The organism is Streptomyces sp. NPDC038200, assembly GCF_055600785.1.
The window spans coordinates 194,287-220,282 of record NZ_JBVJYH010000015.1 but is presented as its reverse complement, the minus strand read 5'-3'; the positions used below and the strand labels follow the sequence as shown (position 1 = coordinate 220,282).

30 protein-coding genes are annotated in these 25,996 nt (G+C 73.2%); 5 read left to right on the top strand and 25 right to left on the bottom strand.

The window, feature by feature from the left end:
- Window positions 1-104: 104 nt before the first annotated feature.
- The 11 genes from lgt to hisI form a co-directional block, all read right to left on the bottom strand.
- Complete coding sequence (gene lgt, locus ACZ7KF_RS28075; protein WP_471080655.1) at window positions 105-1,088, bottom strand: prolipoprotein diacylglyceryl transferase; 984 nt, start codon at window positions 1,086-1,088, stop codon at window positions 105-107.
- 82 nt (window positions 1,089-1,170) lie between these two features.
- Window positions 1,171-1,944 (bottom strand): DsbA family protein, encoded by a 774-nt coding sequence (locus tag ACZ7KF_RS28070; protein ID WP_471080652.1) that lies wholly within the window; start codon window positions 1,942-1,944, stop codon window positions 1,171-1,173.
- A gap of 96 nt (window positions 1,945-2,040) precedes the next feature.
- Complete coding sequence (gene trpA, locus ACZ7KF_RS28065; RefSeq protein ID WP_471080649.1) at window positions 2,041-2,859, bottom strand: tryptophan synthase subunit alpha; 819 nt, start codon at window positions 2,857-2,859, stop codon at window positions 2,041-2,043.
- On the bottom strand, window positions 2,856-4,139 hold the full coding sequence (gene trpB / locus ACZ7KF_RS28060; RefSeq protein ID WP_471080647.1) for a tryptophan synthase subunit beta: 1,284 nt from the start codon (window positions 4,137-4,139) through the stop codon (window positions 2,856-2,858). Before trpB ends, trpA begins: the two co-directional genes overlap by 4 nt.
- Before the next feature lie 62 nt (window positions 4,140-4,201).
- Window positions 4,202-4,420 carry a tryptophan biosynthesis modulator TrpM gene (trpM, locus tag ACZ7KF_RS28055; protein ID WP_471080644.1) on the bottom strand — a complete coding sequence of 73 codons (219 nt, stop codon included), beginning with the start codon at window positions 4,418-4,420 and terminating at the stop codon, window positions 4,202-4,204.
- A 20-nt stretch (window positions 4,421-4,440) separates the two neighbouring features.
- On the bottom strand, window positions 4,441-5,250 hold the full coding sequence (gene trpC, locus ACZ7KF_RS28050) for an indole-3-glycerol phosphate synthase TrpC (protein ID WP_471080641.1): 810 nt from the start codon (window positions 5,248-5,250) through the stop codon (window positions 4,441-4,443).
- 135 nt (window positions 5,251-5,385) lie between these two features.
- Window positions 5,386-5,817 carry a DUF2752 domain-containing protein gene (locus ACZ7KF_RS28045; RefSeq protein ID WP_471080758.1) on the bottom strand — a complete coding sequence of 144 codons (432 nt, stop codon included), beginning with the start codon at window positions 5,815-5,817 and terminating at the stop codon, window positions 5,386-5,388.
- 190 nt (window positions 5,818-6,007) lie between these two features.
- Window positions 6,008-6,265, bottom strand: coding sequence for an HGxxPAAW family protein (locus tag ACZ7KF_RS28040; RefSeq protein WP_471080638.1), 258 nt, complete (start codon window positions 6,263-6,265; stop codon window positions 6,008-6,010).
- A gap of 216 nt (window positions 6,266-6,481) precedes the next feature.
- Entirely contained in the window at window positions 6,482-7,120 is a 639-nt protein-coding gene (locus ACZ7KF_RS28035) for a TIGR02234 family membrane protein (protein WP_471080636.1), read from the bottom strand.
- Window positions 7,121-7,190: 70 nt separating this feature from the next.
- Window positions 7,191-8,669 (bottom strand): anthranilate synthase component I, encoded by a 1,479-nt coding sequence (locus ACZ7KF_RS28030; RefSeq protein WP_471080633.1) that lies wholly within the window; start codon window positions 8,667-8,669, stop codon window positions 7,191-7,193.
- Between the two features lie 11 nt (window positions 8,670-8,680).
- Window positions 8,681-9,082 carry a phosphoribosyl-AMP cyclohydrolase gene (gene hisI / locus ACZ7KF_RS28025; protein WP_471080630.1) on the bottom strand — a complete coding sequence of 134 codons (402 nt, stop codon included), beginning with the start codon at window positions 9,080-9,082 and terminating at the stop codon, window positions 8,681-8,683.
- An 83-nt stretch (window positions 9,083-9,165) separates the two neighbouring features.
- Here hisI and ACZ7KF_RS28020 point away from each other — a divergent pair, with 83 nt between their 5' ends.
- The gene (locus ACZ7KF_RS28020) at window positions 9,166-9,801 is read left to right on the top strand and encodes a TIGR03085 family metal-binding protein (RefSeq protein WP_471080627.1); all 636 of its coding nucleotides are present in this window, start codon (window positions 9,166-9,168) and stop codon (window positions 9,799-9,801) included.
- A gap of 42 nt (window positions 9,802-9,843) precedes the next feature.
- Here the strand turns inward: ACZ7KF_RS28020 and ACZ7KF_RS28015 are convergent, their stop codons facing one another.
- From ACZ7KF_RS28015 to hisD, 10 genes are all read right to left on the bottom strand, one after another.
- Window positions 9,844-11,121: an MFS transporter gene (locus tag ACZ7KF_RS28015; protein ID WP_471080624.1), complete on the bottom strand. Its 1,278-nt coding sequence runs from the start codon at window positions 11,119-11,121 to the stop codon at window positions 9,844-9,846.
- 14 nt (window positions 11,122-11,135) lie between these two features.
- Window positions 11,136-11,723: a helix-turn-helix domain-containing protein gene (locus tag ACZ7KF_RS28010; protein WP_471080621.1), complete on the bottom strand. Its 588-nt coding sequence runs from the start codon at window positions 11,721-11,723 to the stop codon at window positions 11,136-11,138.
- 114 nt (window positions 11,724-11,837) lie between these two features.
- Window positions 11,838-12,593: an imidazole glycerol phosphate synthase subunit HisF gene (gene hisF / locus ACZ7KF_RS28005; RefSeq protein WP_471080618.1), complete on the bottom strand. Its 756-nt coding sequence runs from the start codon at window positions 12,591-12,593 to the stop codon at window positions 11,838-11,840.
- Entirely contained in the window at window positions 12,590-12,985 is a 396-nt protein-coding gene (locus ACZ7KF_RS28000; protein ID WP_471080615.1) for a RidA family protein, read from the bottom strand. Before ACZ7KF_RS28000 ends, hisF begins: the two co-directional genes overlap by 4 nt.
- Complete coding sequence (gene priA, locus ACZ7KF_RS27995) at window positions 12,982-13,707, bottom strand: bifunctional 1-(5-phosphoribosyl)-5-((5-phosphoribosylamino)methylideneamino)imidazole-4-carboxamide isomerase/phosphoribosylanthranilate isomerase PriA (protein WP_471080612.1); 726 nt, start codon at window positions 13,705-13,707, stop codon at window positions 12,982-12,984. Before priA ends, ACZ7KF_RS28000 begins: the two co-directional genes overlap by 4 nt.
- 3 nt (window positions 13,708-13,710) lie before the next feature.
- Window positions 13,711-14,355 carry an imidazole glycerol phosphate synthase subunit HisH gene (gene hisH, locus ACZ7KF_RS27990; protein WP_471080609.1) on the bottom strand — a complete coding sequence of 215 codons (645 nt, stop codon included), beginning with the start codon at window positions 14,353-14,355 and terminating at the stop codon, window positions 13,711-13,713.
- A complete protein-coding gene (locus tag ACZ7KF_RS27985; RefSeq protein ID WP_201838685.1) occupies window positions 14,346-14,510 on the bottom strand; it encodes a hypothetical protein in 165 nt (54 codons plus the stop codon). The genes hisH and ACZ7KF_RS27985 overlap by 10 nt, the downstream gene beginning before the upstream one ends.
- A 3-nt stretch (window positions 14,511-14,513) precedes the next feature.
- Window positions 14,514-15,107 carry an imidazoleglycerol-phosphate dehydratase HisB gene (gene hisB / locus ACZ7KF_RS27980; RefSeq protein WP_030743584.1) on the bottom strand — a complete coding sequence of 198 codons (594 nt, stop codon included), beginning with the start codon at window positions 15,105-15,107 and terminating at the stop codon, window positions 14,514-14,516.
- The gene (locus ACZ7KF_RS27975) at window positions 15,104-16,240 is read right to left on the bottom strand and encodes a histidinol-phosphate transaminase (RefSeq protein ID WP_471080606.1); all 1,137 of its coding nucleotides are present in this window, start codon (window positions 16,238-16,240) and stop codon (window positions 15,104-15,106) included. The genes hisB and ACZ7KF_RS27975 overlap by 4 nt, the downstream gene beginning before the upstream one ends.
- Window positions 16,237-17,562 (bottom strand): histidinol dehydrogenase, encoded by a 1,326-nt coding sequence (gene hisD / locus ACZ7KF_RS27970; RefSeq protein WP_471080603.1) that lies wholly within the window; start codon window positions 17,560-17,562, stop codon window positions 16,237-16,239. Before hisD ends, ACZ7KF_RS27975 begins: the two co-directional genes overlap by 4 nt.
- 198 nt (window positions 17,563-17,760) lie before the next feature.
- Between hisD and ACZ7KF_RS27965 the strand changes: the two genes are divergently transcribed.
- The 4 genes from ACZ7KF_RS27965 to ybaK all read left to right on the top strand — a co-directional run bounded on the left by ACZ7KF_RS27965 (window position 17,761) and on the right by ybaK (window position 21,823).
- Window positions 17,761-19,338 carry an oxidoreductase gene (locus tag ACZ7KF_RS27965; protein ID WP_471080600.1) on the top strand — a complete coding sequence of 526 codons (1,578 nt, stop codon included), beginning with the start codon at window positions 17,761-17,763 and terminating at the stop codon, window positions 19,336-19,338.
- Between the two features lie 142 nt (window positions 19,339-19,480).
- Complete coding sequence (locus ACZ7KF_RS27960; RefSeq protein WP_471080597.1) at window positions 19,481-20,533, top strand: hypothetical protein; 1,053 nt, start codon at window positions 19,481-19,483, stop codon at window positions 20,531-20,533.
- A gap of 11 nt (window positions 20,534-20,544) precedes the next feature.
- Entirely contained in the window at window positions 20,545-21,285 is a 741-nt protein-coding gene (locus ACZ7KF_RS27955; protein WP_471080594.1) for an LON peptidase substrate-binding domain-containing protein, read from the top strand.
- A 34-nt stretch (window positions 21,286-21,319) separates the two neighbouring features.
- The gene (gene ybaK, locus ACZ7KF_RS27950) at window positions 21,320-21,823 is read left to right on the top strand and encodes a Cys-tRNA(Pro) deacylase (RefSeq protein WP_471080591.1); all 504 of its coding nucleotides are present in this window, start codon (window positions 21,320-21,322) and stop codon (window positions 21,821-21,823) included.
- A gap of 49 nt (window positions 21,824-21,872) precedes the next feature.
- On the opposite strand, the gene ACZ7KF_RS27945 is transcribed toward ybaK, so the two are convergent.
- The 4 genes from ACZ7KF_RS27945 to ACZ7KF_RS27930 all read right to left on the bottom strand — a co-directional run bounded on the left by ACZ7KF_RS27945 (window position 21,873) and on the right by ACZ7KF_RS27930 (window position 25,824).
- Window positions 21,873-22,505, bottom strand: coding sequence for an AAA family ATPase (locus tag ACZ7KF_RS27945; protein ID WP_471080588.1), 633 nt, complete (start codon window positions 22,503-22,505; stop codon window positions 21,873-21,875).
- Between the two features lie 34 nt (window positions 22,506-22,539).
- On the bottom strand, window positions 22,540-23,361 hold the full coding sequence (locus ACZ7KF_RS27940) for an ABC transporter permease (RefSeq protein WP_471080585.1): 822 nt from the start codon (window positions 23,359-23,361) through the stop codon (window positions 22,540-22,542).
- An 82-nt stretch (window positions 23,362-23,443) separates the two neighbouring features.
- A complete protein-coding gene (locus tag ACZ7KF_RS27935; RefSeq protein WP_471080582.1) occupies window positions 23,444-24,454 on the bottom strand; it encodes an ABC transporter ATP-binding protein in 1,011 nt (336 codons plus the stop codon).
- A 149-nt stretch (window positions 24,455-24,603) separates the two neighbouring features.
- The gene (locus ACZ7KF_RS27930) at window positions 24,604-25,824 is read right to left on the bottom strand and encodes an NYN domain-containing protein (protein WP_471080579.1); all 1,221 of its coding nucleotides are present in this window, start codon (window positions 25,822-25,824) and stop codon (window positions 24,604-24,606) included.
- Window positions 25,825-25,996 lie beyond the last annotated feature (172 nt).

The window sequence follows — 25,996 nt, the reverse complement described above, 5'->3', positions numbered from 1 at the left end:
CGGTGAGGGGCGGCGGTGCCGGACCCGGCTCGGCCGGCCGGTTCGTCATACGCCGAGGGCGCCCGGAAGAGTCCGGGCGCCCTCGGCGTAGGGGAAACCGGTGGTCAGCTCTTCTTGGCCGACTCCGCCTCGTCCTTCGGCGCCGGTGACTTTGCGGAGTCGCCGGCCGGCGCCCCGGCCTTCTCGTCGGCCTTGCCCTCGCCCTCGACCTCGGCAGCGGTCTCCGTGCTCTCGGCCGAACCGCCGGAGGCGCCCTCGGAGACACCGTCGGCGACGCCGGGCTCGACCACGGCCTCCCGCCCCGGCCGCTTCTTCGCCGACAGCACGATGTACACCACGGCCAGCAGGAAGACGCCCAGCGCGGTCCAGTCGTTGAGGCGGAGGCCGAGGATGTGGTGGGCGTCGTCCACCCGCATGTACTCGATCCAGCCGCGGCCCACGCAGTACGCGGCGACGTACAGGGCGAACGCCCGGCCGTGGCCCAGCTTGAAGCGGCGGTCCGCCCAGATGACCAGGAGGCCGACGCCGACGCACCACAGGGATTCGTAGAGGAAGGTCGGGTGGTAGTACCCCGGCACCCGGCCGCCCTCGGAGGAGGTGATGTGCAGCGCCCAGGGGACGTGCGTCTCACGGCCGTACAGCTCCTGGTTGAACCAGTTGCCCCAGCGGCCGATGGCCTGCGCGAACGCGATGCCGGGGGCGACGGCGTCGGCGTACGCGGGCATCGGGATGCCCCGGCGCCGCGCGCCGATCCACGCGCCGAGCGCGCCGAGCGCGATCGCGCCCCAGATGCCCAGGCCGCCCTCCCACACCTTGAAGGCGTCCACCCAGTCACGGCCCTCGCTGAAGTACAGCTCGTAGTCCGTGATGACGTGGTAGAGCCGGCCGCCGACCAGGCCGAAGGGCACGGCCCAGACGGCGATGTCGGCGACCGTGCCGGACTGCCCGCCGCGGGCGATCCAGCGCCTGTTGCCGTACCAGACGGCAACGAAGACGCCGATGATGATGCAGAAGGCGTAGCCGCGCAGCGGGATGGGGCCGAGGTACAGCACCCCGTGCGACGGGCTGGGGATGTAGGCAAGGTTCATGGCAGATCCGACGCTACCGTGCCGGGCCGTGGGGACGGCAAGCAGCCCGGCTACGGGTCCATAACGGGGGCGTGAGAAATACTCACCCGCGGCCGGCGGCCTCCACCATCTCCTTCAGCTTGGCCGGGGTCATCGTCCGGTCCTGGTAGATGTCCTTGCCGTTGAGCACCACCGTCGGCGTGCTGCTGTACCCGGCGGCCGCCATAGCCTGGTGGGACTTGTTCACCCAGCTGTCGTGGGTGCCGTTCTCGACGCATTTACGGAAGGCGGGGGTGTCCAGGCCCTTCACCTTGCCGGCCAGTTCGATCAGCTTGTCGTTGTCGGCGAAGGCGTCGTCGCTCTCCTCCGGCTGGTTCGCGTACAACACGTCGTGGTATTCGCGGAACTTGCCGGCGTCCTGGGCGCAGGCGGCGGCGTTGGCGGCGCGCAGCGAGCCGGTGCCGCCGAGATTGCCGTCGATCAGCCGGACCAGGTGGTAATCGATGCTGAGCTTGCCGGCGTCGGCCAGTTCGTGGAGTGTCGGCCGGTACGCCGCCTCGAACGCCTGGCAGGCCGGGCAGCGGAAGTCCTCCCAGACGGTGAGCGTCGACTTGGCGCCGGCCTTGCCGACCGGGATCGCGAGGCTGCCCTTGCCCTGCGCGCCCGAGGGCGCCACGGTCGGGCCCGCTTTGCTGCCCTTGTCCTTGCCGGCGTTCGCGGCGACCACGCCGATCACCGCCGCGAGGCCCAGCACACAGACGACGCTCGCGCTCACGATCAGCGTGCGCCGTCGTTTCTCCGCGGCCTTCTGCTTCTCGCGTTCGACCGCCAGCCGCTCCCGGGCGGTGCGCTTTCCGTCACGGTTCTTCTCGCTCACACCCCCAGAACGAACCGGGGAGACGCAGCGCGCCTCCCCGGCCTCAGGTCCACCCGTTCGAGTGACCGAATCGTCCGATACGGGACATCACCGGTGTTACGCCTGTCCGCGTACCCCCTTCGCCAGCTGCCCGGCCAGCTCGCGGACCGCCGCGACCCCGGAGGCCTGGTCCGGAGCGTCCAGCATCCGCTTCACGAAGGCCGAGCCGACGATGACCCCGTCCGCGAAGTCCGCGACCTCGGCGGCCTGGGCCGGGTTGGAGACACCCAGCCCGACGCAGACGGGCAGGCCGGTGCCGGTGCCACGGGTGCGCTGCACCAGTTCCTGGGCCTGCGCGCCGACGGACTCGCGGGTGCCGGTGACGCCCATCAGCGAGGCCGCGTAGACGAAGCCGCTGCCCGCCGCGGTGATCTGGGCGAGCCGCGCGTCCTTGCTGCTCGGCGCCACGACGAAGACGGTCGCGAGGCCGTGCTTCTCGGCGTGCTCCCGCCACAGGGCCGACTCCTGCACCGGCAGGTCGGGCAGGATGCAGCCGGCGCCGCCCGCCTCGGCCAGCTCGGCGGTGAACCGCTCGACGCCGTACCGGTCGATGGGGTTCCAGTACGTCATGACGAGCACCGGCTTCCCGGTGGCCTCGGACGCCTCCCGGACCGTACGCAGGACGTCCGCGATCTTGACTCCGCCCCGCAGGGCGATGTCGTCGGCGGTCTGGATGACGGGGCCGTCGAGCACCGGGTCGCTGTGCGGCAGGCCGACCTCGACGACGTCGGCGCCGCCGTCGAAGACGGCCTTGATCGCCTCGATGCCGCCGTCCACGGTGGGGAACCCGGCCGGCAGGTAGGCGATGAGCGCGGCGCGGCCCTCCGCCTTGGCGCCCGCGAGGGTGTCGGCCAGCAGCTGCATGTTCCCGCTCACTTGGCGTCCCCCTCGATCTCGGCGGTGTCGGCTTCGTTGGCGGCCACCTCGGCGTCGGTGTCGTAGAGGCCGAAGTAGCGGGCGGCGGTGTCCATGTCCTTGTCACCGCGGCCGGACAGGTTGACGACGATCAGACCGTCCTTACCCAGTTCCCTGCCGACCTCCAGGGCGCCGGCCAGGGCGTGGGCGCTCTCGATGGCCGGGATGATGCCCTCGGTGCGGGACAGCAGGCGCAGGGCCTGCATGGCCGCGTCGTCGGTGATCGCCCGGTACTCGCCGCGGCCGGAGTCGCGGAGGTAGGAGTGCTCCGGGCCGACGCCCGGGTAGTCCAGGCCGGCCGAGATCGAGTACGGCTCGGTGATCTGGCCCTCGTCGTCCTGGAGGACGTACGACCGGGAGCCGTGCAGGATGCCGGGCTCGCCCGCGGTCAGGGTGGCCGCGTGCTCGCCGGTCTCGACACCGTGCCCGGCGGGCTCGCAGCCGATGAGGCGGACGCCCTCGTCGGGGAGGAAGGCGTGGAAGAGGCCGATGGCGTTGGAGCCGCCGCCGACACAGGCGACGGCCGCGTCCGGGAGGCGGCCGGCGCGCTCCAGCAGCTGGCGGCGGGCCTCGACGCCGATGACCCGGTGGAAGTCGCGGACCATGGCCGGGAAGGGGTGCGGGCCGGCGACCGTGCCGAACAGGTAGTGGGTGTGGTCGACGTTCGCGACCCAGTCCCGGAACGCCTCGTTGATGGCGTCCTTGAGGGTGCGGCTGCCGGACTTCACGGCGACGACCTCGGCACCGAGCATGCGCATGCGGGCCACGTTGAGGGCCTGGCGGCGGGTGTCGACCTCGCCCATGTAGATCGTGCAGTCGAGGCCGAACAGCGCGCACGCGGTGGCCGTGGCGACGCCGTGCTGGCCGGCGCCGGTCTCGGCGATGACCCGGGTCTTGCCCATGCGCTTGGTGAGCAGGGCCTGGCCGAGCACGTTGTTGATCTTGTGGGAGCCGGTGTGATTGAGGTCCTCGCGCTTGAGGAACACCCGGGCGCCGCCCGCGTGTTCGGCGAACCGCGGCACCTCGGTCAGCGCGCTGGGACGGCCGGTGTAGTGAGCGAGCAGGTCGTCCAGCTCGCGGGCGAACTCGGGGTCCGCCTTCGCCTTGTCGTACTCGACGGCGACCTCGTCCACGGCGGCGACGAGCGCCTCCGGGATGAACTTGCCGCCGAACGCGCCGAAGTAGCCCTCGACGCTGGGGACCCGACCCTCCGGGTCAGGGAAGAAGAAATCACTGGGCATGCCAGAACCTCACGGTGAGTGCACGGAAGAAGACACTATGCGCCGTGGGGCATCGGGGTTGGTCAGTCGACCGCGGGCCCGTTGGGGCAGGCCGCGCGGTTCCCCGCGCCCCTGAAGGCCGGCCGCTGCCATCGCATGCCGTTCACCTGCCCGGGTTCGTCACCGATGACGTAGCGCACCCTGCGGCCGTGGACACGCCTCGCCGGGGCGCGGCAGCCCCTCGGGCGGCAGCCGCGCGCCAGGCGGGCGTACCGGTCCACGGTCGTCATGGTGACAGTCATCGTCATCAGCCTAGCGGTGATCAGCCCCGGCCGTGGCGCAGCGCCGGGTGCTCGCCGGCGGCCACCAGGTCGGCCACGGCCGCCTTCGGGTCGCGGCCGGTCACCAGGGACTCGCCGACCAGTACCGCGTCGGCGCCCGCGTTGGCGTAGGCGATCAGGTCGTGCGGGCCGCGGACTCCGGACTCGGCCACCTTCACCAGGTGCGCCGGAATCTCCGGGGCCACCCGCTCGAAGGTGCCGCGGTCGACCTCCAGCGTCTTCAGGTTGCGCGCGTTGACGCCGATGATCTTGGCGCCGGCGTCCACCGCCCGCTCGACCTCGTCCTCGTCGTGCACCTCGACGAGGGGGGTCAGGCCGATGGACACCGCGCGCTCGATCAGCGACTCCAGGGCCGACTGGTCGAGGGCCGCCACGATGAGCAGCGCGAGGTCGGCGCCGTACGCCCGGGCCTCCCACAGCTGGTACGACGTGACGATGAAGTCCTTGCGCAGGACCGGGATGTCCACCCGCGAGCGGACGGCCTCCAGGTCGGCGAGCGAGCCGCCGAAGCGGCGCTGTTCGGTGAGGACGGAGATGACGGCCGCGCCGCCCGCCTCGTAGTCCGCGGCGAGTCCGGCCGGGTCGGCGATCGCCGCCAGCGCGCCCTTGGAGGGGCTGGAGCGCTTGACCTCGCAGATCACCTTGACGCCCTCGCCCTTGAGCGCGGCCACCCCGTCCTTGGCGGCGGGGGCCTTGGCCGCACGCTCCTTGAGCTCGTCGAGGCTGACGCGTGCCTGCCGCTCCGCGAGGTCGGCACGGACTCCGTCGATGATCTCGTCGAGCACACTCACGCGAGCGGCCCCCTTTCAGACGGTGGTTCCTGCGGGCTCTGAAAACCCGTGGTCAATGCGATGGTATCCGCAGGAGGGCCGAGGCTTCGCATCCGGCGGACGCCCGGTCCCACTACCTGGACATTCGCCATTCGATCAAGGATGAAGCCAGCCACCGAACGGCAGATTCCGGACGACCGTGAACACCAGCAGCACGACGCCGACGGCCCACAGGTGTGCCGGTCCGAGGCCGGTACGCCCGGTCCGCGGCGGCCGCCCGCGCGCCGCGCGGGCCACCCACACGACCCAGAGCACGGCGAAGCCCAGACAGGCCGCCACGCCCAGCGCGTTGTCGCGCAGCGCCGCGGGGAGGTCGCCGTGGACCACGGCGTGCACGCCGCGCAGTCCGCCGCAGCCCGGGCAGTACAGGCCGGTGAGGGCGTACAGGGGGCAGACGGGGTAGTGGCCGGGTTCGTTCGGGTCGACGGCACCGACGTACGCGAAGGCCCCGGCGACGGCCGCGAACAGCCCCACGGGGACGGCCAGCCGCCGCCGGACGGACGCGGGGGCCGGGCCCGGGACGCACAGCGGGTCCCGGGCCGGGACGCTCAGCGGGCCCGGGGCCGGGACACTCGGCGGGTCCGGGGCCGGAACCGTACGGCTGTCGGCGCTCACCCGGGCATTGTCCCCCGCCGCCGCGTCAGCCGCGCGACAGACGAGAGGGGCGGCCCGCACCCCTGAGGGATGCCCGGCCGCCCCTTGTCGGAAAGCGCTGCGCTCAGCCCTCGGCGGCCACCGGCTCGCGGGTCGCGGCGGGAGCGGCGTGCTGGAAGGCGTGCGTCTGCTTCGGCTGGCCGAGGCCCATGGCGCGCATGGCGGCGCCGACCACGCCACCGAGGACCACGATCGCCATGCCGGCCCAGAAGCCGACCGGCTGGGCCATCACCATGAAGGCGCCCGCGACGCAGAAACCGATGAAGGCGATGATGACACCGGTCCAGGCGGCCGGGGTGTGACCGTGGCTGCTGCCCGCCATGACTTGCTCCTCGTTGCTGTATACGTGTCGAGCCGGACGCTCGCCGTCCATTGTCCCGTACGCGGGCGCGTGCCGGACGCGGGGGTGGCGTCTGGTTCACCACACGTCTGGTTCGCCACACAGCGGCTTCACCACACGTCTGGTTCACCGCCCAGCGGCTTCACCGGGTCGACCACGCGTCCGGTTCACCGCGTCGAGCCGGTGCGGGGCTCCGGCTCAGGCGCCCGTCGGGTCCTCGCCCCGGTCCAGGGCCTTCCAGATCTCCTCGGGCCGCTCCGGGTCGGCCGGCCGGGCCGTGCGCCGCGGGCGGGCGGTGCCGCGCTCGTAGCGGCCGGACATCGCGGGCCAGCGGCTGCCGTAGCGCAGGGCGAGCAGCCCGGCGAGCAGGATCAGCAGGCCGCCGGCCGCCGCGACGTAGGGCCAGCCGGTGTGGGTGAGCGCGTCGACCGTGGCGGAGGTGTCGCCGCTGGCCTTGGCGGCCTTCTCGTCCAGCGCCGAGCTGTCGGAGGCGGTCAGGAGGGCCGCGGCGGCGATCCCGGCACCGGAGAGCGCGAGCAGCCCGGAGACGGCGAGGCGGCCCGCCCTGCGGACGGCGAAGACGGCCACGAGCGCGGCGAGGCCCACTATGGCGAGGGCCGCGGGGACGCCCGTGACGTCACTGCCCTTGGCGGTCAGCGGGAACGCGCCGCCGGCCACCGTCGCGGTGCCCTCCGCCCAGCGCTGCCGCGTCGCGAGCAGCGCCACGGCCGCGCCGAGCGCGCCGAACAGGAGGGCCACGGCGAGGCTCCGCCGGCCGGACCGGGCGGGCGCGGCGGCTTCGGAAGAGGGGTGAGGTGCAGCTGTCACGTACTCCACTATCGCCTGAACCCCGTGCGAACCGGCACCCGGGGTTGCCATGAGAGGCATCCGGGGGCCGAGAAAGGCCCTACCGCCCCAGGCGGTTCGCCGTGTGCACCGCCCGCAGCACCGCCGCCGCCTTGTTGCGGCACTCCTGGTCCTCGGCGACCGGGTCGGAGTCGGCGACGATGCCGGCGCCGGCCTGGACGTAGGCCGTGCCGTCGCGGAGCAGGGCCGTACGGATGGCGATCGCGGTGTCGGAGTCGCCGGCGAAGTCCAGGTAGCCGACGCAGCCGCCGTACAGGCCGCGCCGGGACGGCTCCAGCTCGTCGATGATCTGCATGGCCCGGGGCTTGGGGGCGCCGGAGAGGGTGCCCGCGGGGAAGCAGGCGGTGAGCACGTCGAAGGCGGTGCGGCCGGGGGCCACCGTGCCGGTGACGGTCGAGACGATGTGCATCACGTGCGAGTAGCGCTCGATGGACATGAAGTCGACCACCTCGACCGAGCCCGGCCGGCAGACCCGGCCGAGGTCGTTGCGGCCGAGGTCGACCAGCATCAGGTGCTCGGCGCGCTCCTTGGGGTCGGCGAGCAGCTCGTCGGCGAGGGCCTGGTCCTCCTGCGGGGTGGTCCCGCGGTGCCGGGTGCCGGCGATGGGGTGGACCATCGCGCGGCCGTCCTCGACCTTGACCAGCGCCTCCGGGGAGGAGCCGACGACGTCGAACCCGTCGAAGCGGAAGAGGTACATGTACGGCGAGGGGTTGGTGGCCCGCAGGACCCGGTAGACGTCCAGGGCGCTCGCGGTGCACGGGGTCTCGAAGCGCTGGGAGGGCACCACCTGGAAGGCCTCGCCCGCGCGGATGCGCTCCTTGACGTCCTCCACCGCCGCCTGGAAGTCGGGGCCGCCCCACCGGGCGGTGTACGCGGGCAGCTCGGAGGGCGGGAGGTGGGCCGGGGGCTGGGCGACCGGGCGGGAGAGGTCGGCCTCCATGGCGTCCAGGCGGGCCACGGCGTCGGCGTACGCCTCGTCGACGCCCGTGTCCAGGTCGTTGTGGTTGATCGCGTTGGCGATCAGCAGGACCGACCCCTCCCAGTGGTCCATGACGGCGAGGTCGCTGGTGAGGAGCATGGTCAGCTCGGGCAGCCGCAGGTCGTCGCGCTCGCCGGGGCCGATCTTCTCCAGGCGGCGGACGATGTCGTAGCCCAGGTAGCCCACCATGCCGCCGGTGAAGGGCGGCAGGCCCTCCTGGTGGGGGGTGTGCAGGGCCTGGAGGGTGGCGCGCAGGGCGGCGAGGGGGTCGCCGTCGGTGGGGACGCCGACGGGCGGGGCGCCGAGCCAGTGGGCCTGTCCGTCGCGCGCGGTGAGCGTGGCGGCGCTGCGGACCCCGACGAAGGAGTACCGGGACCAGGACCGGCCGTTCTCCGCGGACTCCAGCAGGAAGGTGCCGGTGCGCTCGGCGGCGAGCTTGCGGTAGAGCGCGACGGGGGTGTCGCCGTCGGCGAGGAGCTTGCGCGTGACCGGGATGACCCGGCGGTCGGTGGCGAGCTTGCGGAACGTCTCGAGGTCCATGGCCGCTGACCTTACTGACCGGATCCGGATGCGCCGGTATCGGCGGCGCCCAGCAGCACGTCCTCGTCGAAGCAGGTGCGGGCGCCGGTGTGGCAGGCGGCGCCCACCTGGTCGACCTGGACCAGCAGGGTGTCGGCGTCGCAGTCCAGCGCCACCGACTTCACCCACTGGAAGTGACCGGAGGTGTCGCCCTTGACCCAGTACTCGCGGCGGCTGCGCGACCAGTAGGTGCAGCGGCCCGTGGTGAGCGTCCGGTGCAGCGCCTCGTCGTCCATCCAGCCGAGCATGAGCACCTCGCCGGTGTCGTACTGCTGGGCGATGGCGGGGACGAGCCCGTCGGCGCTGCGCTTGAGCCGCGCGGCGATCTCCGGGTCGAGGCTGCTGGGCCGGGGGCTGCCGGTCGTACTGGTCATGGATGCCATTGTGCCGCGCCGCACCGGCACGGTTCGGACGCCGTCCATTGGGCGGACCGATCATGTGGTCGTAGGCTTTCAGTATGTCGACCTTCGCCAAGCGTGAACGGCTCCTGTTCGCCGACCTCTTGGACACCGTCGGCCCGGACGCCGAAACCCTCTGCGAGGGCTGGCGGAGCCGGGATCTGGCCGCCCACGTGATCGTCCGCGAGCGCCGCCCCGACGCGGCCGGGGGCGCGCTGCTCAAGCCGCTCGCGGCACGCCTGGACAGGGTGATGGCCGAGTACGCCGCGAAGCCGTACGAGGAGCTGATCCAGCTGATCCGTACCGGCCCGCCCCGGTTCTCGCCGTTCCAGCTCAAGCAGGTCGACGAGGCGGCCAACATCGTCGAGTTCTACGTCCACACCGAGGACGTCCGCCGCGCCCAGCCGGACTGGGCGCCTCGCGAGCTGGATCCGGTCTTCCAGGACGCGCTGTGGTCGCGGCTGGAGCGCGTCGCGCGGCTGATGGGCCGGGGCGTGCCGACGGGCCTGGTGCTGCGCCGCCCGGACGGCCAGACGACGGTGGCGCACCGGGGCACCCCGGTGGTCACGGCCACCGGTGAGCCGTCGGAGCTGCTGATGTTCGCGTTCGGCCGGCAGAGCGCGGCCCGGGTGGAGCTGGACGGCGACGCCGACGCGATCGCGCGGCTGCACGAGTCCAAGCAGCTGGGCATCTGAGACGGCCCGGCGTCCGGGAGGAGCCCGGGGAGTGAGCCGCGGTCAGCGGGGGAGTTCGGCGCGGCGCAGGCCCGGCACGAGGAGGGCGACGGCTCCGCCCAGGCCGCAGACGGTCGCGCTGACGACGTAGACCGGGCCGAGCCCCCAGGCGCCGATCGCGGCGGCGGCGAAGGGCATGCTCAGCGGGGTGAGGCCGAGGCTGACCAGGCTGGAGACGGAGGTCACCCGGCCCAGGTAGGCGGGGTCGGTCCCGGTCTGGAGCAGTGCGCCGCACAGGGCGCCGCTGAGCCCGGTGAGCAGGCCGACGAGCACGGCCGTGGCGACGGCGGCCGTGAGGGCGGGGACGTAGGCGAGAGCGCCGACGGCCACCGCGCCCGCGGTGCACGCGCACCCGATGACCAGCCCGGCGCGGGGCAGCCGGCCCCGGACGGCCAGCAGCAGGGAGGCGGCTCCGGCGCCGACGCCGAACCCGGCGAGCACCCAGCCCATGCCGGAGGCGCCCCAGCCGCGCCGGTCGGCGAGCAGGGTCAGGCCCACGTTCAGGGGGCCGACGAAGCCCAGGTCGCCGAGGGCGATGGCGAGCATGAGCGGGCCGAGGACCCGGTGGCCGCGGACGTAGCGCAGCCCCGCCTTCAGGTCGCTCCAGGGGGTGGCGCCGGGGCGGGACGCGGCCGGGGCCCCGTCGTCGGCGCCGGGAGCGGTGCCGGTGGCGTCGGCGGGCAGCTCCCGCACCCGGAGTGACATCAGCAGCGGTACCGACAGGGCGATGAGGAGTCCGGCGAGAGCGAACGCGGCCGGGGCGCCGCCGGCCGCCACGGCGAGGCCGCCGAGCGGGGCGCCCACGACGCTCGAGAAGCGGATGGCGAGGCCGCGCATGCCGTGGACGCGGGCGAGCTGGTCCTTCCCGGTGATCCTGGCCGGGAGGGCTCCCACGGCGGGCATGAACACGGCGTCGACGACGCCGAAGACGAGTGCCAGCAGGGCGAGCGGCCACAGGCCGGGGCGGGTGAGGAACAGCAGGGCGGCCACGGCGAGGACGGCGGCGCAGCGTACGGCGTCACTGCCGATGACGACTCTGCGCGGCCCGAGCCGGTCGGCCACGACTCCCCCGCCGAGCATCAGCACGGCCCTGGGCAGCGCGCTGGCGGACATCACCAGCCCGGCCTGCGCGGGACTGCCTGTCTGGACGGCGGCCCAGGACAGGGCGAGGTAGTAGACGCTGTCGCCCAGCATCGAGGACGTGTAGGCGGCGAGCCAGCGCAGGACGTTGGGGTCGCGGTGGGCCCGCACGTCGGCGGGCGGTATGAGCGTGGCGGTCACGGAAGGCCGTCCTCTCAGACGCGGAACGGGAAGCCGTACACGTGCAGCGCGACGTGTTCACGTCCCGCGGTGTCGCCCGCGGCCTCGCGGGCGCGGCCCTGCTCGTCGTACCGCTTGAGCAGGGCGATCAGGTCTTTCCTGAGGTCGGCCAGTTCGCCGGCGGTGAGCCGGAGCAGTGACTCGGCGTCGAGGGCCGCCTCGTTCCACTCCGGCGCCCAGTGGGCGCGCTCGTCGAGGTACCTCCGGTACAGCTCGGCGCGCTGGTCCAGGAACAGCCGCGAGGCCGCCAGGTGCGCGGCCACCTTCTCGGGGGCGTCACGGAAGTCCTGGTCGCGGATGGACACGCCTTCGGAGGACGGCTGCCACCAGCGCTCACGTGCGTCGGCGCTGCGCGGCTCGGCCTCCTCCACCAGCCCGTGCTCGGCCAGCTTGCGCAGGTGGTAGCTGACCAGGGAGACGGCCTCGTCGACCTGTTCGGCCAGCTGGGAGGCGGTGGCCACCTCGCTGACGAAGAGCAGGCGGTAGAGCTTCATGCGCAGGGGATGGGCGAGCGCCTTGAGGGTGCCCGTGTCCGTGATCCGGCGGTCTTCTTCGCTGGCCATGCCACGACCCTAGATGCGAAAGAAATATTGCGCAACAACTCTTGCGCAATATTCCTTTCGTATCTCCTCATGCGAAAGCCCCGGCCACGGTGCGGCCGGGGCTGTCGCCGACGCCTAGCGGACGGGGTGTCCCGCCCCCCGCAGCGTCTCCTTCACCTCGCCGATGCGCAGGTCGCCGAAGTGGAACACCGACGCCGCCAGGACCGCGTCCGCGCCCGCCGCGACGGCCGGCGGGAAGTCGGCCAGCTTGCCGGCGCCGCCGGACGCGATCACCGGGACGGTCACGTGCTTGCGGACCGCCGCGATCATCTCCAGGTCGTAGCCGTCCTTGGTACCGTCCGCGTCCATCGAGTTGAGCAGGATCTCCCCCGCGCCCAGCTCGGCGGCCCGGTGCGCCCACTCGACGGCGTCGATGCCGGTGCCGCGCCGGCCGCCGTGGGTGGTCACCTCGAAGGATCCGGACTCGGTGCGGCGGGCGTCGACGGACAGGACCAGCACCTGGCGGCCGAAGCGCTCCGCGATCTCGCGGATCAGCTCGGGGCGGGCGATCGCCGCGGTGTTCACACCCACCTTGTCGGCGCCCGCCCGCAGCAGCTTGTCCACGTCCTCGGCCGTGCGGACGCCGCCGCCGACGGTCAGCGGGATGAACACCTGCTCGGCGGTGCGGCGCACCACGTCGTACGTCGTCTCCCGGTTGCCCGAGGACGCGGTGATGTCCAGGAACGTCAGCTCGTCGGCGCCCTCGGCGTCGTACACCTTGGCCATCTCGACGGGGTCGCCCGCGTCGCGCAGGTTCTGGAAGTTGACACCCTTGACGACCCGGCCGTTGTCCACGTCCAGGCAGGGGATGACTCGTATGGCCAGGGTCATGCCGTAGCTCCTCGGAACGCCTCCACCTCGACCTCGACGACCAGGCTGGGGTCCACGAAGCCGGAGACGATGATCATGGATGCGGCGGGCCGGACGGCGTCGAACAGCTCCTTGTGGGCACGGCCGACCTCGTCCACGTCACGCGCGTGCGTGAGGTACATGCGCGTGCGCACGACGTCGTCCCGGCCGAGCCCCACCTGCTCCAGTGCCGCCAGGGCGACCTGGAACGCGTTGACCGCCTGCTCGTACGGGCCGCCCCCGGCGATCTGTCCGTCCACGATGGAGGTACAGCCCGAGACCAGGACCAGGCCGTTCGGCAGCTCCACCGCGCGGGAGTAGCCGAACTGCTCCTCCCAGGGCGCGCCGGTCGACACGCGTCGGACGTCGCTCACTTGGCTACCGCCTCCAGGGCCTCTTCCAGGGTGAACGCCTTCGCGTACAGGGCCTTCCCGACGATGGAGCCCTCGACACCGAGGGGGACCAGTTCGGCGATGGCACGCAGGTCGTCCAGGGACGACACGCCGCCGGAGGCCACGACCGGGCGGTCCGTGGCCGCGCACACGTTCTTCAGCAGCTCCAGGTTCGGGCCCTGGAGGGTGCCGTCCTTGGCGATGTCGGTGACGACGTAGCGGGCGCAGCCCTCCTTGTCGAGGCGCGCCAGCGTCTCGTAGAGGTCGCCGCCGTCGCGGGTCCAGCCGCGGCCGCGCAGGGTGGTGCCGCGCACGTCCAGGCCGACCGCGATCTTGTCGCCGTGCTCGGCGATGACCTTGGCGACCCACTCGGGGGTCTCCAGGGCGGCGGTGCCGAGGTTGACCCGGGTGCAGCCGGTGGCGAGGGCGGCGGCGAGGGTGTCGTCGTCGCGGATGCCACCGGACAGCTCCACCTTGATGTCCATCGCCTTGGCGACCTCGGCGATCAGCTCACGGTTGTCGCCCGTGCCGAACGCGGCGTCCAGGTCGACCAGGTGCAGCCACTCGGCACCCGAGCGCTGCCAGGCGAGGGCGGCCTCCAGCGGGGAGCCGTAGGAGGTCTCGGTCCCGGACTCGCCGTGGACGAGGCGTACGGCCTGGCCGTCGCGGACGTCGACGGCGGGGAGGAGTTCGAGCTTGGCCATGGTCTACAGGGTTCCGATCCAGTTGGTGAGGAGCTGGGCGCCGGCGTCGCCGGACTTCTCGGGGTGGAACTGGGTGGCCCACAGGGCGCCGTTCTCCACGGCGGCCACGAACGGCTCGCCGTGCGTCGACCAGGTGACCTTGGGGGCCTCGATCAACGGGTTGTGCGTCTCCAGGGACCAGTCGTGGACGGCGTAGGAGTGCACGAAGTAGAAGCGGGCGTCGCTGTCCAGTCCCGCGAACAGCCGCGAGTCGGCCGGGGCGTCGACGGTGTTCCAGCCCATGTGGGGCACGACGTCGGCCTGGAGCGGCGCGACCGTGCCGGGCCACTCGTCCAGGCCCTCGGCCTCCACGCCGTGCTCGATGCCGCGCGCGAAGAGGATCTGCATGCCGACGCAGATGCCCATCACCGGGCGCCCGCCGGACAGCCGGCGGTCCACGACCCAGTCGCCGCGGGCGGCGCGCAGGCCCTGCATGCAGGCGGCGAACGCGCCGACGCCCGGCACGAGCAGGCCGTCGGCGTTCATCGCCCGGTCGAAGTCACGGGTGATCTCGACATCGGCGCCCACGCGCGCGAGGGCGCGCTCGGCGGACCGGACGTTGCCGAAGCCGTAGTCGAAGACCACGACCTTCTTGGTGCTCAATTCCACACCTCCAGCCGCAGGACGCCCGCGACCAGACACATGCCCGCGCCGATGGAGAGCAGCACGATGAGGCTCGTGGGCATCTTCTGCTTCACGAACGAGACGATGCCGCCGACCAGGAAGAGGCCGACGACGATCAGAAGGGTCGACAGACCGTTCATGGGTTAGAGCGCGCCCTTCGTGGAGGGGAGGATGCCCGCCGCGCGCGGGTCGCGCTCGGAGGCGTAGCGCAGGGCCCGGGCCAGCGCCTTGAACTGGCACTCCACGATGTGGTGCGCGTTGCGCCCGTACGGCACGTGCACGTGCAGCGCGATCTGCGCCTGGGCGACGAAGGACTCCAGGATGTGCCGGGTCATCGTCGTGTCGTACTCGCCGATCATCGGCGCCATCTTCTCGGGCTCGGTGTGCACGAGGTACGGGCGGCCGGACAGGTCGACGGTGACCTGGGCGAGGGACTCGTCCAGCGGGACCGTGCAGTTGCCGAAGCGGTAGATGCCCACCTTGTCGCCGAGGGCCTGCTTGAAGGCGGCGCCCAGCGCGAGGGCGGTGTCCTCGATGGTGTGGTGGGAGTCGATGTGCAGGTCGCCGTCGGTCTTCACGGTCAGGTCGAACAGACCGTGCCGGCCGAGCTGGTCGAGCATGTGGTCGTAGAAGCCGACACCGGTGGCGATGTCGGTCCGCCCGGTGCCGTCGAGGTCTATCTCGACCAGGACCGAGGTCTCCTTGGTGGTGCGCTCCACGCGTCCTACGCGGCTCATGCCTCAAGCTCCTTCGGGGGCGTGGGGGTGTCCCCCACGAAACACTGCACATCACGGACCGCGTCCAGGAACGCGTCGTTCTCCTCCGGGGTGCCGGCGGACACCCGCAGCCACCCCGGTACGCCGTTGTCCCGGACGAGGACGCCCCGGTCGAGGATCTTCCGCCAGGCCTCGTGGGCGTCGTCGAACCGGCCGAACTGCACGAAGTTGGCGTCGGACTCGGTGACCTCGTAGCCGATCGCGCGCAGCTCGGCGACCAGCCGATCGCGCTCCGACTTCAGCTGCTCGACGTAGCCCAGCAGCGTGTCGGTGTGCTCCAGCGCGGCCAGCGCGGTCGCCTGGGTGATCGCCGAGAGGTGGTAGGGCAGCCGGACGAGCTGGACCGCGTCCACGACGGCGGGGTCGGCGGCGAGATAGCCGAGGCGCAGGCCCGCCGCGCCGAAGGCCTTCGACATGGTGCGGGAGACGACCAGGTGCGGGCGGCCCGCGAGCAGCGGCAGCAGCGACTCGCCGTGGCTGAACTCGACGTACGCCTCGTCCACGATCACCATGGACGGCTTGGCCGCCTGCGCCGCCTCGTACAGCGCGAGGACCGTCTCGGGCGGGACCGCGTTGCCGGTGGGGTTGTTGGGGGTGGTGATGAAGACGACGTCGGGCCGGTGCTCGGCGATCGCCCGTTTCGCGGCGGCGAGGTCGATCGTGAAGTCCTCGCCTCGCGGACCGGAGATCCAGCCGGTCCCCGTCCCGCGCGCGATGAGCGCGTGCATCGAGTACGAGGGCTCGAAGCCGATCGCCGTACGCCCCGGCCCGCCGAAGGTCTGCAGCAGCTGCTGGATGACCTCGTTGGAGCCGTTGGCGGCCCAGACGTTCTCGATGCCGAGCGGGTACTTGCCCGTCTTCGTCAGGTACGTGGCCAGCTCGGCGCGGAGCTGGACCGCGTCCCGGTCCGGGTAGCGGTTCAGGTCGCGGGCGGCCGCACGGACCCGCTCCACGATCCGCTCGACCAGCGGCTCGGGCAGCGGGTAGGGGTTCTCGTTGGTGTTCAGCCGTACGGGGACGTCCAGCTGGGGCGCGCCGTAGGGGGACTTGCCGCGCAGCTCGTCCCGTACGGGGAGATCGTCGATGCCGGTCACTTGCTCGTCGGTACCTTCCAGCCGAACCTCGCCTTGATCGCGGCGCCGTGCGCGGGCAGGTCCTCCGCCTCCGCCAGCGTCACCACGTGATGCGCGACCTCGGCCAGCGCGTCCTTCGTGTAGTCCACGATGTGGATGCCGCGCAGGAAGGACTGCACCGACAGGCCCGAGGAGTGGCAGGCGCAGCCGCCGGTGGGCAGGACGTGGTTGGACCCGGCCGCGTAGTCGCCCAGCGAGACGGGGGCCCAGGGGCCGATGAAGATCGCGCCCGCGTTCCTCACCCGGTCGGCGACCGCGGCGGCGTCGGCCGTCTGGATCTCCAGGTGCTCGGCGCCGTAGGCGTCGACCACCTTCAGGCCCTCCTCGATGCCGTCCACGAGGACGATCGCGGACTGCCTGCCCTTGAGCGCGGGCACGATCCGGTCGTCGATGTGCCGGGTGGCCGCGACCTGCGGCGCCAGCTCCTTCTCCACCGCCTCCGCCAGCTCGGCGGAGTCGGTGACCAGCACGGCCGCGGCGAGCGGGTCGTGCTCGGCCTGGCTGATCAGGTCCGCGGCGATGTGCACCGGGTCGGCGGTGGAGTCCGCGAGGACCGCGATCTCGGTGGGGCCGGCCTCGGCGTCGATGCCGATCTTGCCGGTGAAGTAGCGCTTGGCGGCGGCGACCCAGATGTTGCCGGGGCCGGTGACCATGTTGGCCGGCGGGCAGGACTCGGTGCCGTGCGCGAACATCGCGACGGCGGTGGCGCCGCCGGCCGCGTAGACCTCGTCCACGCCGAGCAGGGCGCAGGCGGCGAGGATCGTCGGGTGGGGCAGGCCGCCGAAGTCGGCCTGGGGCGGGGAGGCGAGCGCGATCGACTCGACACCGGCCTCCTGGGCCGGCACGGCGTTCATGATCACGGAGGACGGGTAGACCGAGCGGCCACCGGGCGCGTACAGCCCGACGCGCTCGACCGGCACCCACTTCTCGGTGACCGAGCCGCCGGGCACGACCTGCGTGGTGTGCGTCGTACGGCGCTGCTCGCGGTGGACCAGGCGGGCGCGGCGGATGGACTCCTCCAGGGCGGCGCGCACCGCGGGGTCGAGGCCGGCGAGGGCGTCGGTGAGCGCCTGGGCCGGGACACGGACGGATTCCAGCCGTACTCCGTCGAACTTCTCGGCGAAGTCGATCAGCGCCGCGTCGCCACGATGATGCACGGCCTCGCAGATCGGACGCACCTTCTCCAGGGCGGCCGAGACGTCGAAGTCGGCTCGGGGCAGCAGGTCGCGCAGGGCGGGTCCCTCGGGGAGGGCGTCGCCGCGCAGATCGATTCGGGAGATCACAGTCCCAATTCTCTCAGACCGCCGCCGACGGCCGTCCGCGCGTATCAATGGCTGATACAGAACGTGGGCCAAAGGCTGGTACATAGGCTGGCCGGAACCCGGAAGATCAGCTTCACGCCTGGTGTTCCGGGGGTCACGCAGCGGGCATGAACGGCTGTACGAAAACCACCGAAAACCACTGAACCGGGAGGGAGCGCGGTGACCGAGGGGGCCGGCGACCGCACCGGGGACCTGCCGGACGACCTGACCGCGACCGAGGCGGGCATGTGGCAGGCCTTCCGCAACGGCAGCGTGTACGACCTGAGCAGCGGCGAGTTCGCGGTGGACGATCCGCACGGCGGGCACCCCTGGGGCCCCGAGCGGACCGTACGGGCCCGCATCGTCTGCTGGCTGCTGCTGGACGGCCCGCCGGCGCTCGCGGGCCGGGTGTCCTCGCTGAAGCTCGTGGGCGTGCGGATCACCGGCGCCCTGGACCTGTCGGGCGGCCAGGTCACGCCGTACGTGGAGCTGCGCGGCTGCCGCTTCGACGAGGAGGTGCGGCTGCCGGAGGCCCGGTTCACGACCGTACGCCTGGTGGACTGCGCGGTGCCCCGCCTGGAGGCGGCCCGGGTGCACACCGAGGGCGATCTGCACCTGCCGCGCTGCCGGTTCCCGAACGGGGTCCGGCTGACGGACGCGCACATCGGCACCGATCTGCTGCTCAACCAGGCGATCGCGTACCGCGACCGCAGCGGACGGTCGATCGCGGCGGACGGGATGACCGTCGGCCAGGACCTCCAGGCGGAGATGCTGGAGTCGCACGGCGAGTTCAGCCTGCGCGGCGCCCAGATCGGCGTCTCGCTCAGCCTGCGCGGCGCCAAGCTCGCCAACCCCTACTCCCGCTTCGCCCTCAACGCCCCCCAGATGTCGGTCGAGCGCACCCTGTACCTGACCCCGGCCGGCGTGGGCAGCCCGCTGCTGAGCGGTACGACACCCGCGCGCGGGACACGCATCCAGCGGTTCGAGTGCCAGGGCGGGGTGCGACTGGACGACGGGCGGTTCGGCGACGCCGTCGACCTGGAGCGGGCCCGGTTCGTCCTCACCGACGACCAGGAACTGTCGCTGCGCCGGGTGCAGACCCCGGAGCTGCGCTTCCTCGGGGACCGGCCGCAGCGCGGCAAGGTGGTGCTGTCCGGCGCGCGGATCGTGAACCTGGTGGACCGCGCGAGCAGCTGGCCGGGCCCGGGCAGCCTGCACATGGGCGGGTTCGCCTACGAGAGCCTGGTGCCGCAGGGCCCGTTCCCGCTGACCCTGCGCCTGGACTGGGTGGCGGCGGCCACCGCCGAGTACGCCCCGGAGCCGTACGAGCGGCTGGCCTCGGTGCTGCGCGCCGCCGGGGAGGACGAGGACGCGCGCGAGGTGCTGCTCGCCAAGCAGCGGCGGCGGCGCGAGACGCTGCCGGTGGCGGCCAAGCTCTGGGGCTACGTCCAGGACTGGACGGTCGCCTACGGCTACCGTCCGGGCCGGGCCGCCGTATGGATGGCGGTGCTGTGGGCGGCGGGCACGCTCGCGTTCGCCCACGCGGACCATCCGCCGGTCAGCCCCGGGGGCCACCCGGCCTGGAGCCCCGCACTGTTCACACTGGACCTGCTGCTGCCGGTGATCGACCTGGGCCAGGCCGCCCAGTGGCAGCTGCGCGGCGGCTGGCAGTGGCTGGCGGCGGCGATGATCCTGCTGGGCTGGGTGCTGGCGACGACGGTGGCGGCGGGCGCGAGCCGGCTGCTGCGGCGGGGCTGAGACCTCTCCGCTCCACACGACTCGCTCACATCATCCGCACATCACGTGAACATGTACGTTTTACCGGCCCTTGACCGTACGGCGTACAACCTTCCATGACTTGCCACGGCCCTCTGGCGCCGCCCCGACCTGCGGTCTTTCAATGGTCGACACCATGGCTCTGCTGCCCTCGTTCATCCGCCCCACCCGGATGACCAAACGCTCCCCGCGCCCGGCCGGCCGACCACCGGCCGGGGACGAGGCCGTGCTCGACGCGCCCGACGCCCGGCTCTCCCCCGCCCTGGTCGCGGCCGGCCGGGGCGAATACGCCGCCGCGGCCGGCCTGCTCGCCGCCACCCGCGGCGCGGCCGCGTGGGAGGACCGGGACCGGTACGTCCGGCGCCTGGCCGCCTTCGCCCGGTCCCGGCCCGAGTGGTACGAGGAGTGGCGCGCCGCCGCCCCGGACGACCCCGGGGTGCTGCTGGTCGGCACCCAGCTGGCGGTGGACCGCGCCTGGCCCTCACCGGCCCGCGCCGAGCTGCTGCGCGAGGTGAGCCCGCTCATCACCGCCGCCGCCCGCGCCGACGACCGCGACCCGGTGCCCTGGCGGATCGCGCTCGACCACGCCCGCGGCTCGCGGGCCGGGCACCGCTATTTCGGGGAGCTGTGGGAGGCGGCCGTACGGCGCGCCCCGCACCACTACGGCTGCCATGTGGCCGCCCTGCGCTATCTGAGCGTCTCCTGGCACGGCTCCCACCACGAGTGCTTCGACTTCGCCGACCGGGCCGCGCAGGACGCCCCGGCCGGGTCGCCGGTCCAGGCGCTGCCGGCCCGGGCGGCCTTCGGCTACCTCACCGACGGCTGCGGCCCCGCGGTGCCCCGCGCCCGGCTGGACGCGGCGGCCGACCGCGCCATCGCCCTGTCCGCGCGCCTCCCGGCGGCCGACCCCGGACCCGCCGAGATCCGCAACAAACTGCTGTACGTCCTGCTGCGGCTGGACCGCCGGGAGGACGCCCGCACCCAGCTCCGTCTGATCGGTCCGTACGCCACGTCCTTCCCCTGGGACCGGTTCTCCGACGACCCGCTCGGCCACTTCCTGCGGCTGCGCGAACACCTGGAGACGGCGGGCCCACGGCCCGTCCCGGCCGGGCTGTTGTCGGCGCCGCCGGAGCCCCTGGGCGGCCACGGCGGACACGCCCGCGGCGCCGACCATTAGGCTGGGGCGCCGTGACCACCGTCCGTCTCCCGCTCTTTCCGCTGAACTCGGTGCTGTTCCCCGGGCTCGTGCTGCCGCTCAACGTCTTCGAGGAGCGTTATCGCGCCATGATGCGCGAGCTGCTGAAGACCCCCGAGGACGAACCGCGCCGGTTCGCCGTCGTCACCATCCGCGACGGCCACGAGGTCGCGCCGAGCGCCCCGGGCATGCCGGATCCCACGGCACAGCCCGAACGGGGCCCGGCCGCGGGGTTCGGTCCCGAGCCGCTCCGGTCCTTCCACGGGGTGGGCTGTGTGGCGGACGCGGCGACCGTCCGGGAGCGGTCCGACGGCTCGTTCGAGGTGCTGGCGACCGGGACGACCCGGGTGCGGCTGCTGTCCGTGGACGCCTCCGGCCCGTTCCTGACCGCGGAGCTGGAGGAGCTGCCCGAGGAGCCCGGGGACGAGGCCGGCGCGCTGGCCGAGGGCGTCCTGCGCTCCTTCCGGCAGTACCAGAAGCGGCTGGCGGGCGCCCGCGAACGCTCGCTGTCCACCGGCGCCGAGCTGCCGGACGACCCGGGCGTGGTGTCGTACCTGGTGGCGGCGGCCATGGTGCACGACACGCCGACCAAGCAGCGGCTGCTCCAGGCCCCGGACACCGCGTCCCGGCTGCGGGACGAGCTGAAACTCCTTCGCGCGGAGACGGCCATCATCCGTAACCTGCCGTCGCTGCCCGCGTTCGAGCTGACGCGGGCGCCGACGAGTCTGAACTGAGGAACACCGGGAAGGCCGAGGCCGAGACACTCCGATGGCGAAGAAGTCGAAGAAGCAGCAGCAGTCCGGGGGTACGCCCGCCACGGTGGCGCTGACGGGAGCGGGCGTGGACTTCACGGTGCACGCCTACGACCACGACCCGTCCCACCCCTCCTACGGCGAGGAGGCGGCGGAGGCGATGGGCGTCTCCCCCGACCGCGTCTTCAAGACCCTGGTGGCCGACGTGGACGGCTCCCTGGTGGTCGGCGTGGTGCCGGTGGCCGGCTCCCTGGACCTGAAGGCCCTGGCGGCGGCGGTGGGCGGCAAGCGGGCGGCGATGGCCGACCCGGTCCTCGCCGAACGCACCACGGGCTACGTCCGCGGCGGCATCTCCCCGCTCGGCCAGCGCAAGAAGCTGACCACGGTCCTCGACGACTCGGCGGGGAGCCACCCCACGATCTGCGTGTCGGCGGGCCGGAGGGGGCTGGAGGTGGAACTGGCCCCGGCGGACCTGACCCGGCTGACGAACGCGATCCTCGCGCCGATCGGCCGCGGCTGACTCCGCCGGCAGATCCGGACGGCCGAGTCCGGCGGCCGGGACGCCGCGGTCAGCCCTGCGGGTACGGGGCCTCGGGATCCCGGGGCCCGAACAGCGCGGTCAGCCCCAGGTGCGCCAGCAGCCCGGCGAACGGCCAGGCCAGCAGCGCTCCCTTGGCCGAAAGCTTCAGCGGCGCCGAGAACGTCACCCCCTTGCCCACGGCCTGCGCGTGCGCGAGCACGTCCGACCCGGGACCGAGCCACACGCCCAGCCGCCAGGCCAGCAGGGACCCCAGCAGCCCGCCGAGCCCCAGCGCCACGACCGCCGGCACACCGCCACGCCGCCGCAGCAGGAACACCACGACCGCGCTGACCAGCCCGAACGCCAGGCCCAGCAGAGCGAACGTGCCGTCCACCCCGACCGCCTGCTCGCCCTCGGAGTCCTTCAGGTAGACGACCCAGCTCTTGTCGATCTCGTCACCGACCAGCGGCACGTGCGGCGCCAGCCACCACCACAGCAGCCCCAGCAGCACCCCGCCCAGCACCGACGCCACCGTGATCACGGCGGCCGTCCGTATCTCCGCCCTCATCCCGGGACCGTCCTGTTCGTACGCACCTTCCATGGGTGCCCCGGCCGGCGGCGGAGCCTGCCGGACCTGGTGCGCGGAGTCGTCGTGCGGCGGCGGAGTCAGCGGTGCGGTCACCCTGCCATCGTGCCAGGTCGCGCTGTGGGCCGCGTCACCGGACGGCGGCCCTGCGGTACGCCCAGGTCGCCACGGCCAGCGAGACGACTCCGACACCCGCACACACCCCCAGGTCAACGAGGACGACGGCCCAGTCCGGGTGTGCCCCGAACGTCCGGGCGTACGCCTCCACGCCGTACGTGGAAGGCAGCAGGTCCCGCGCCAGCCGGAGGACCTCCGGCATCCGGTCGGCCGGCAGGACACCCAGCAGCAGCGCCGCCGACATGCCCAGCTGGCCGAGGAGCGTGGCCAGCTCCGGCCGGGGCGCGAGCAGCCCGCAGGCGGCCCCCAGCCCGGCCAGCGCGGCACCGGCGAGCGGGATGACGGCCACCAGGATCCACAGGTTGGACAGGGGCAGCCCGAACAGCACGCATCCGAAGACGGCGGTCACCAGGGTGCCCGGCACGGTGAAGGAGGCGTACGCCGCCGCCGCGCCCAGCACCACCGCCGCCGGCGGCACCGGCAGTGTGGCGTAGTGATCGAGACCGCCGCTGGCCCGCAGCTGCCCGAAGTACTGCGACAGCAGGTTCAGCGCCACATAGGCGACGACCAGCACGGACGACCCCGCCACCACGGACTGGGCCTCATGGCCGCTGTCGACGACCCCGCGCATCATCACGGCGATGCCGACGGACTGGAAGGTCGCCACGAACAGCAGCGGGATCCGCGCCACCCGGGCCCGGGACAGCTGCGCCCGGTAGACGGCCGCCAGCGACGGCCACAGCCGCGCCGACGGCCCCAGCTCGGCCGCGCCGGACGCCGGCTCCGGCACGGCCCGGGAGCCGCCCGACAGAACCTCGGCGGGTACGACACTCACGACGAGCTGCTCCTCTTCCCTACGGCAGTCGCGTTCCGAACGGCAGTCGCGAAGACCCATACGCATGCGGCGGCCGGTGCGCTCATGCCTTCACCAGCCCCTGCCGGGCCGCTCCGCCCAGCGCCAGATAGACATCCTCCAGGCTGGGCGTGGCCAGCGTGAAGTCGTCCAGGGCGGCGAAGGCGGCTCCGCCGGTCACCGTCGCGACGACGGCGCGGGCCTCCTCGGGCGCGAGCCGGAGCGTCCAGCGCCGGCCGGACTCCACGGCCCGCTCGCGCAGGACGGCGACCTCGGGCACCTCCAGCGGCGCCCGCTCCCGCCACACCAGCTCGACCCGCACCTCGCCGGCGACCTGTGCCTTCAGTCCGGCGGGGGTGTCGCAGGCGATGACCCGGCCCTGGTCGAGCACGGCGACCCGGTCCAGGACCGTCTCGGCCTCGATGACGTTGTGGGTGACCAGCAGCACGGTCGTGCCGTGCTCGGCCCGCCGCCGGTCCACGGCCGCCCAGACCGCGCGCCGGGCCACCGGGTCCATGCCGGTGGTCGGCTCGTCCAGTACGAGCAGCGTCCGCCGGCCGACGAGGGCGGCGGCGAAACAGGCGAGCCGGCGCTGCCCGCCGGACAGCTTCTTCAGCGCCCGCCCGGCGATCGGGGTCAGGCCCAGTTCCTCCAGTACCGCGTCCCGCTCGGCGCGCGCCCGCCGTGCGTCCAGGCCGCGCAGGCGCCCGGTGGTCTCGGCGGCGAGGGAGACGGTCAGCTCGTCCAGGGCGGAGGACTCCTGGCCGAGGTAGGCGAGGATCCGGGCGGCCCGCTCGGGGTGCCGCACGATGTCGTGGCCGAGGATCTCGACGCTGCCCGTGTCGGGCCGCAGCAGCCCGGTGAGCTGCCGTACGAGGGTGGACTTGCCGGCGCCGTTCGGGCCGAGCAGTCCGAAGACCTCGCCGCGCCGCACCTCCAGCTCCACGCCGTCGGTGGCCCGTACCTCGGGGGTGCCCGGCGTGCCCCGCCGGCCCTTCACGGCCGGGTAGGTCTTGCCGAGCCCGCGCACGCGTACGACCTCGTCGTACCGAAGTGCCTGTCCCGCGCGCGTCATCACAAGGGACGAGACTACGGGGTCGGGGGCCTTTGCTCGCCTTCGGGGGCGGCAACGAGGGTGCGGTCGGGGCGGTCGCGGGGTCGGTCGGGGCGCCGCGAGGGTGCGGTCGGGGCGGTCGCGGGGTTCAGTCGGGGCGGTCGCGGGGTTCAGTCGGCGGTGGGCGCGTGGGGGTCGGCCGCGGCCGGGATGTCGAACTCCCGCCAGAACCCCGCCCGAATGGCGTAACGGTCGTGCTCGTCGATCTGGTCGTCCTTGTGCGCGAGCAGCCCGAACCGTGCCGCGTACCGCAGCAGCTCCCCGTCGATCCGGTGCGGGATGCGCGGGTACATCTGGGACAGCCGCTGCAGATGGCTCTGGTCGCCGAGCCGGGACATCCAGCGGCGGGCGAAGACCTGCCCCACCTCGTACGGATCGCCGCCGACGGTGGTGATGTCCTCTTCCCGGTCGGCCCACCGCTGCTCGGCGGTGGTGAGCTGGGCCAGCGTCGGCATGGAGGCCGCCTCGGCGGGCTCGGCGACCACGCCCGGCCGGTCGACCCAGCCCTTGTCGGAGGACCAGCGCAAGGTCGCGGTGGCCGGGTGCTGCACGGGCTGGGCGCCGGGGGCGCGCAGCGCGGCCAGGTCCTTGGGGGTGGGGACGCCCTTGGCGGCGGGGATCCGCTCCGCGCTGCCGTTCTCCGTCGCGGTGGCGGCCCGGTGCGCGGGCTGCTCGGCGGTGCGCTCGGCCGTCGCGGCGAGCGCGGACTCGGGCAGCGGCGCGGAGAGGATCGCGGCGATCTCGGGACGGGGCGCGGGCGGCGGGGGGCAGACTCCGGTCAGCTCCTTGGCGCGGACGGCCTGGGTGATCCAGGCACGGTCCAGCACGCGTCGCTCGTCGGCCTCGGCGACCAGGTCCTCGGACTGGTTGTAGTCGCCGTCGGCGGCCTGGACGGCCCACAGATGGACGGCGACGCCGTGCTCCTTGGCCGCCATCATGCCGGGCAGCAGATCGCCGTCGCCGGTGACGAGGACGACGTCGGAGCAGGCGCGGTTACGGGCCAGCTCGGTCAGTTCGGCGTGCATGGCCGCGTCCACGCCCTTCTGGGCCCAGCGTCCGTCGCTGCGGGTGAGGGCGCCCAGCCGGACGGTGACCCGGGGCATCACACGCAGCCGGCGGTGCTCCGGCTGGGGGACCCGGTCGGGGGCGCCGTCGAACCAGTAGATGCGCAGCAGGGGACGCTCGGTGTCGGACTCGGCGCGTTCCCGCAGGGCCTGGATCAGTGCGGTGTGGTCGACGGTGATCCGGGATCGCGAGGGCTCACCGGCGAGGAGGCTGGCGGCGGCACCCAGCAGATACCCGGCGTCCACCAGGACGATGCAGCGGTCCACGCGACTCACCCTCTTCCCGGGAGGCTTTGCTTACGGACTTCCTTCGAGTCTGCCCGACTGCGCGGGGGTTAACGGCCCGAACTCGATCTTCGGCGTGGCGTTTGTGGTACTCGTCCACCCACCCGCCCTGTCACACACGGTAATTATCCGACATGCGCCTGATGTCAGCGTA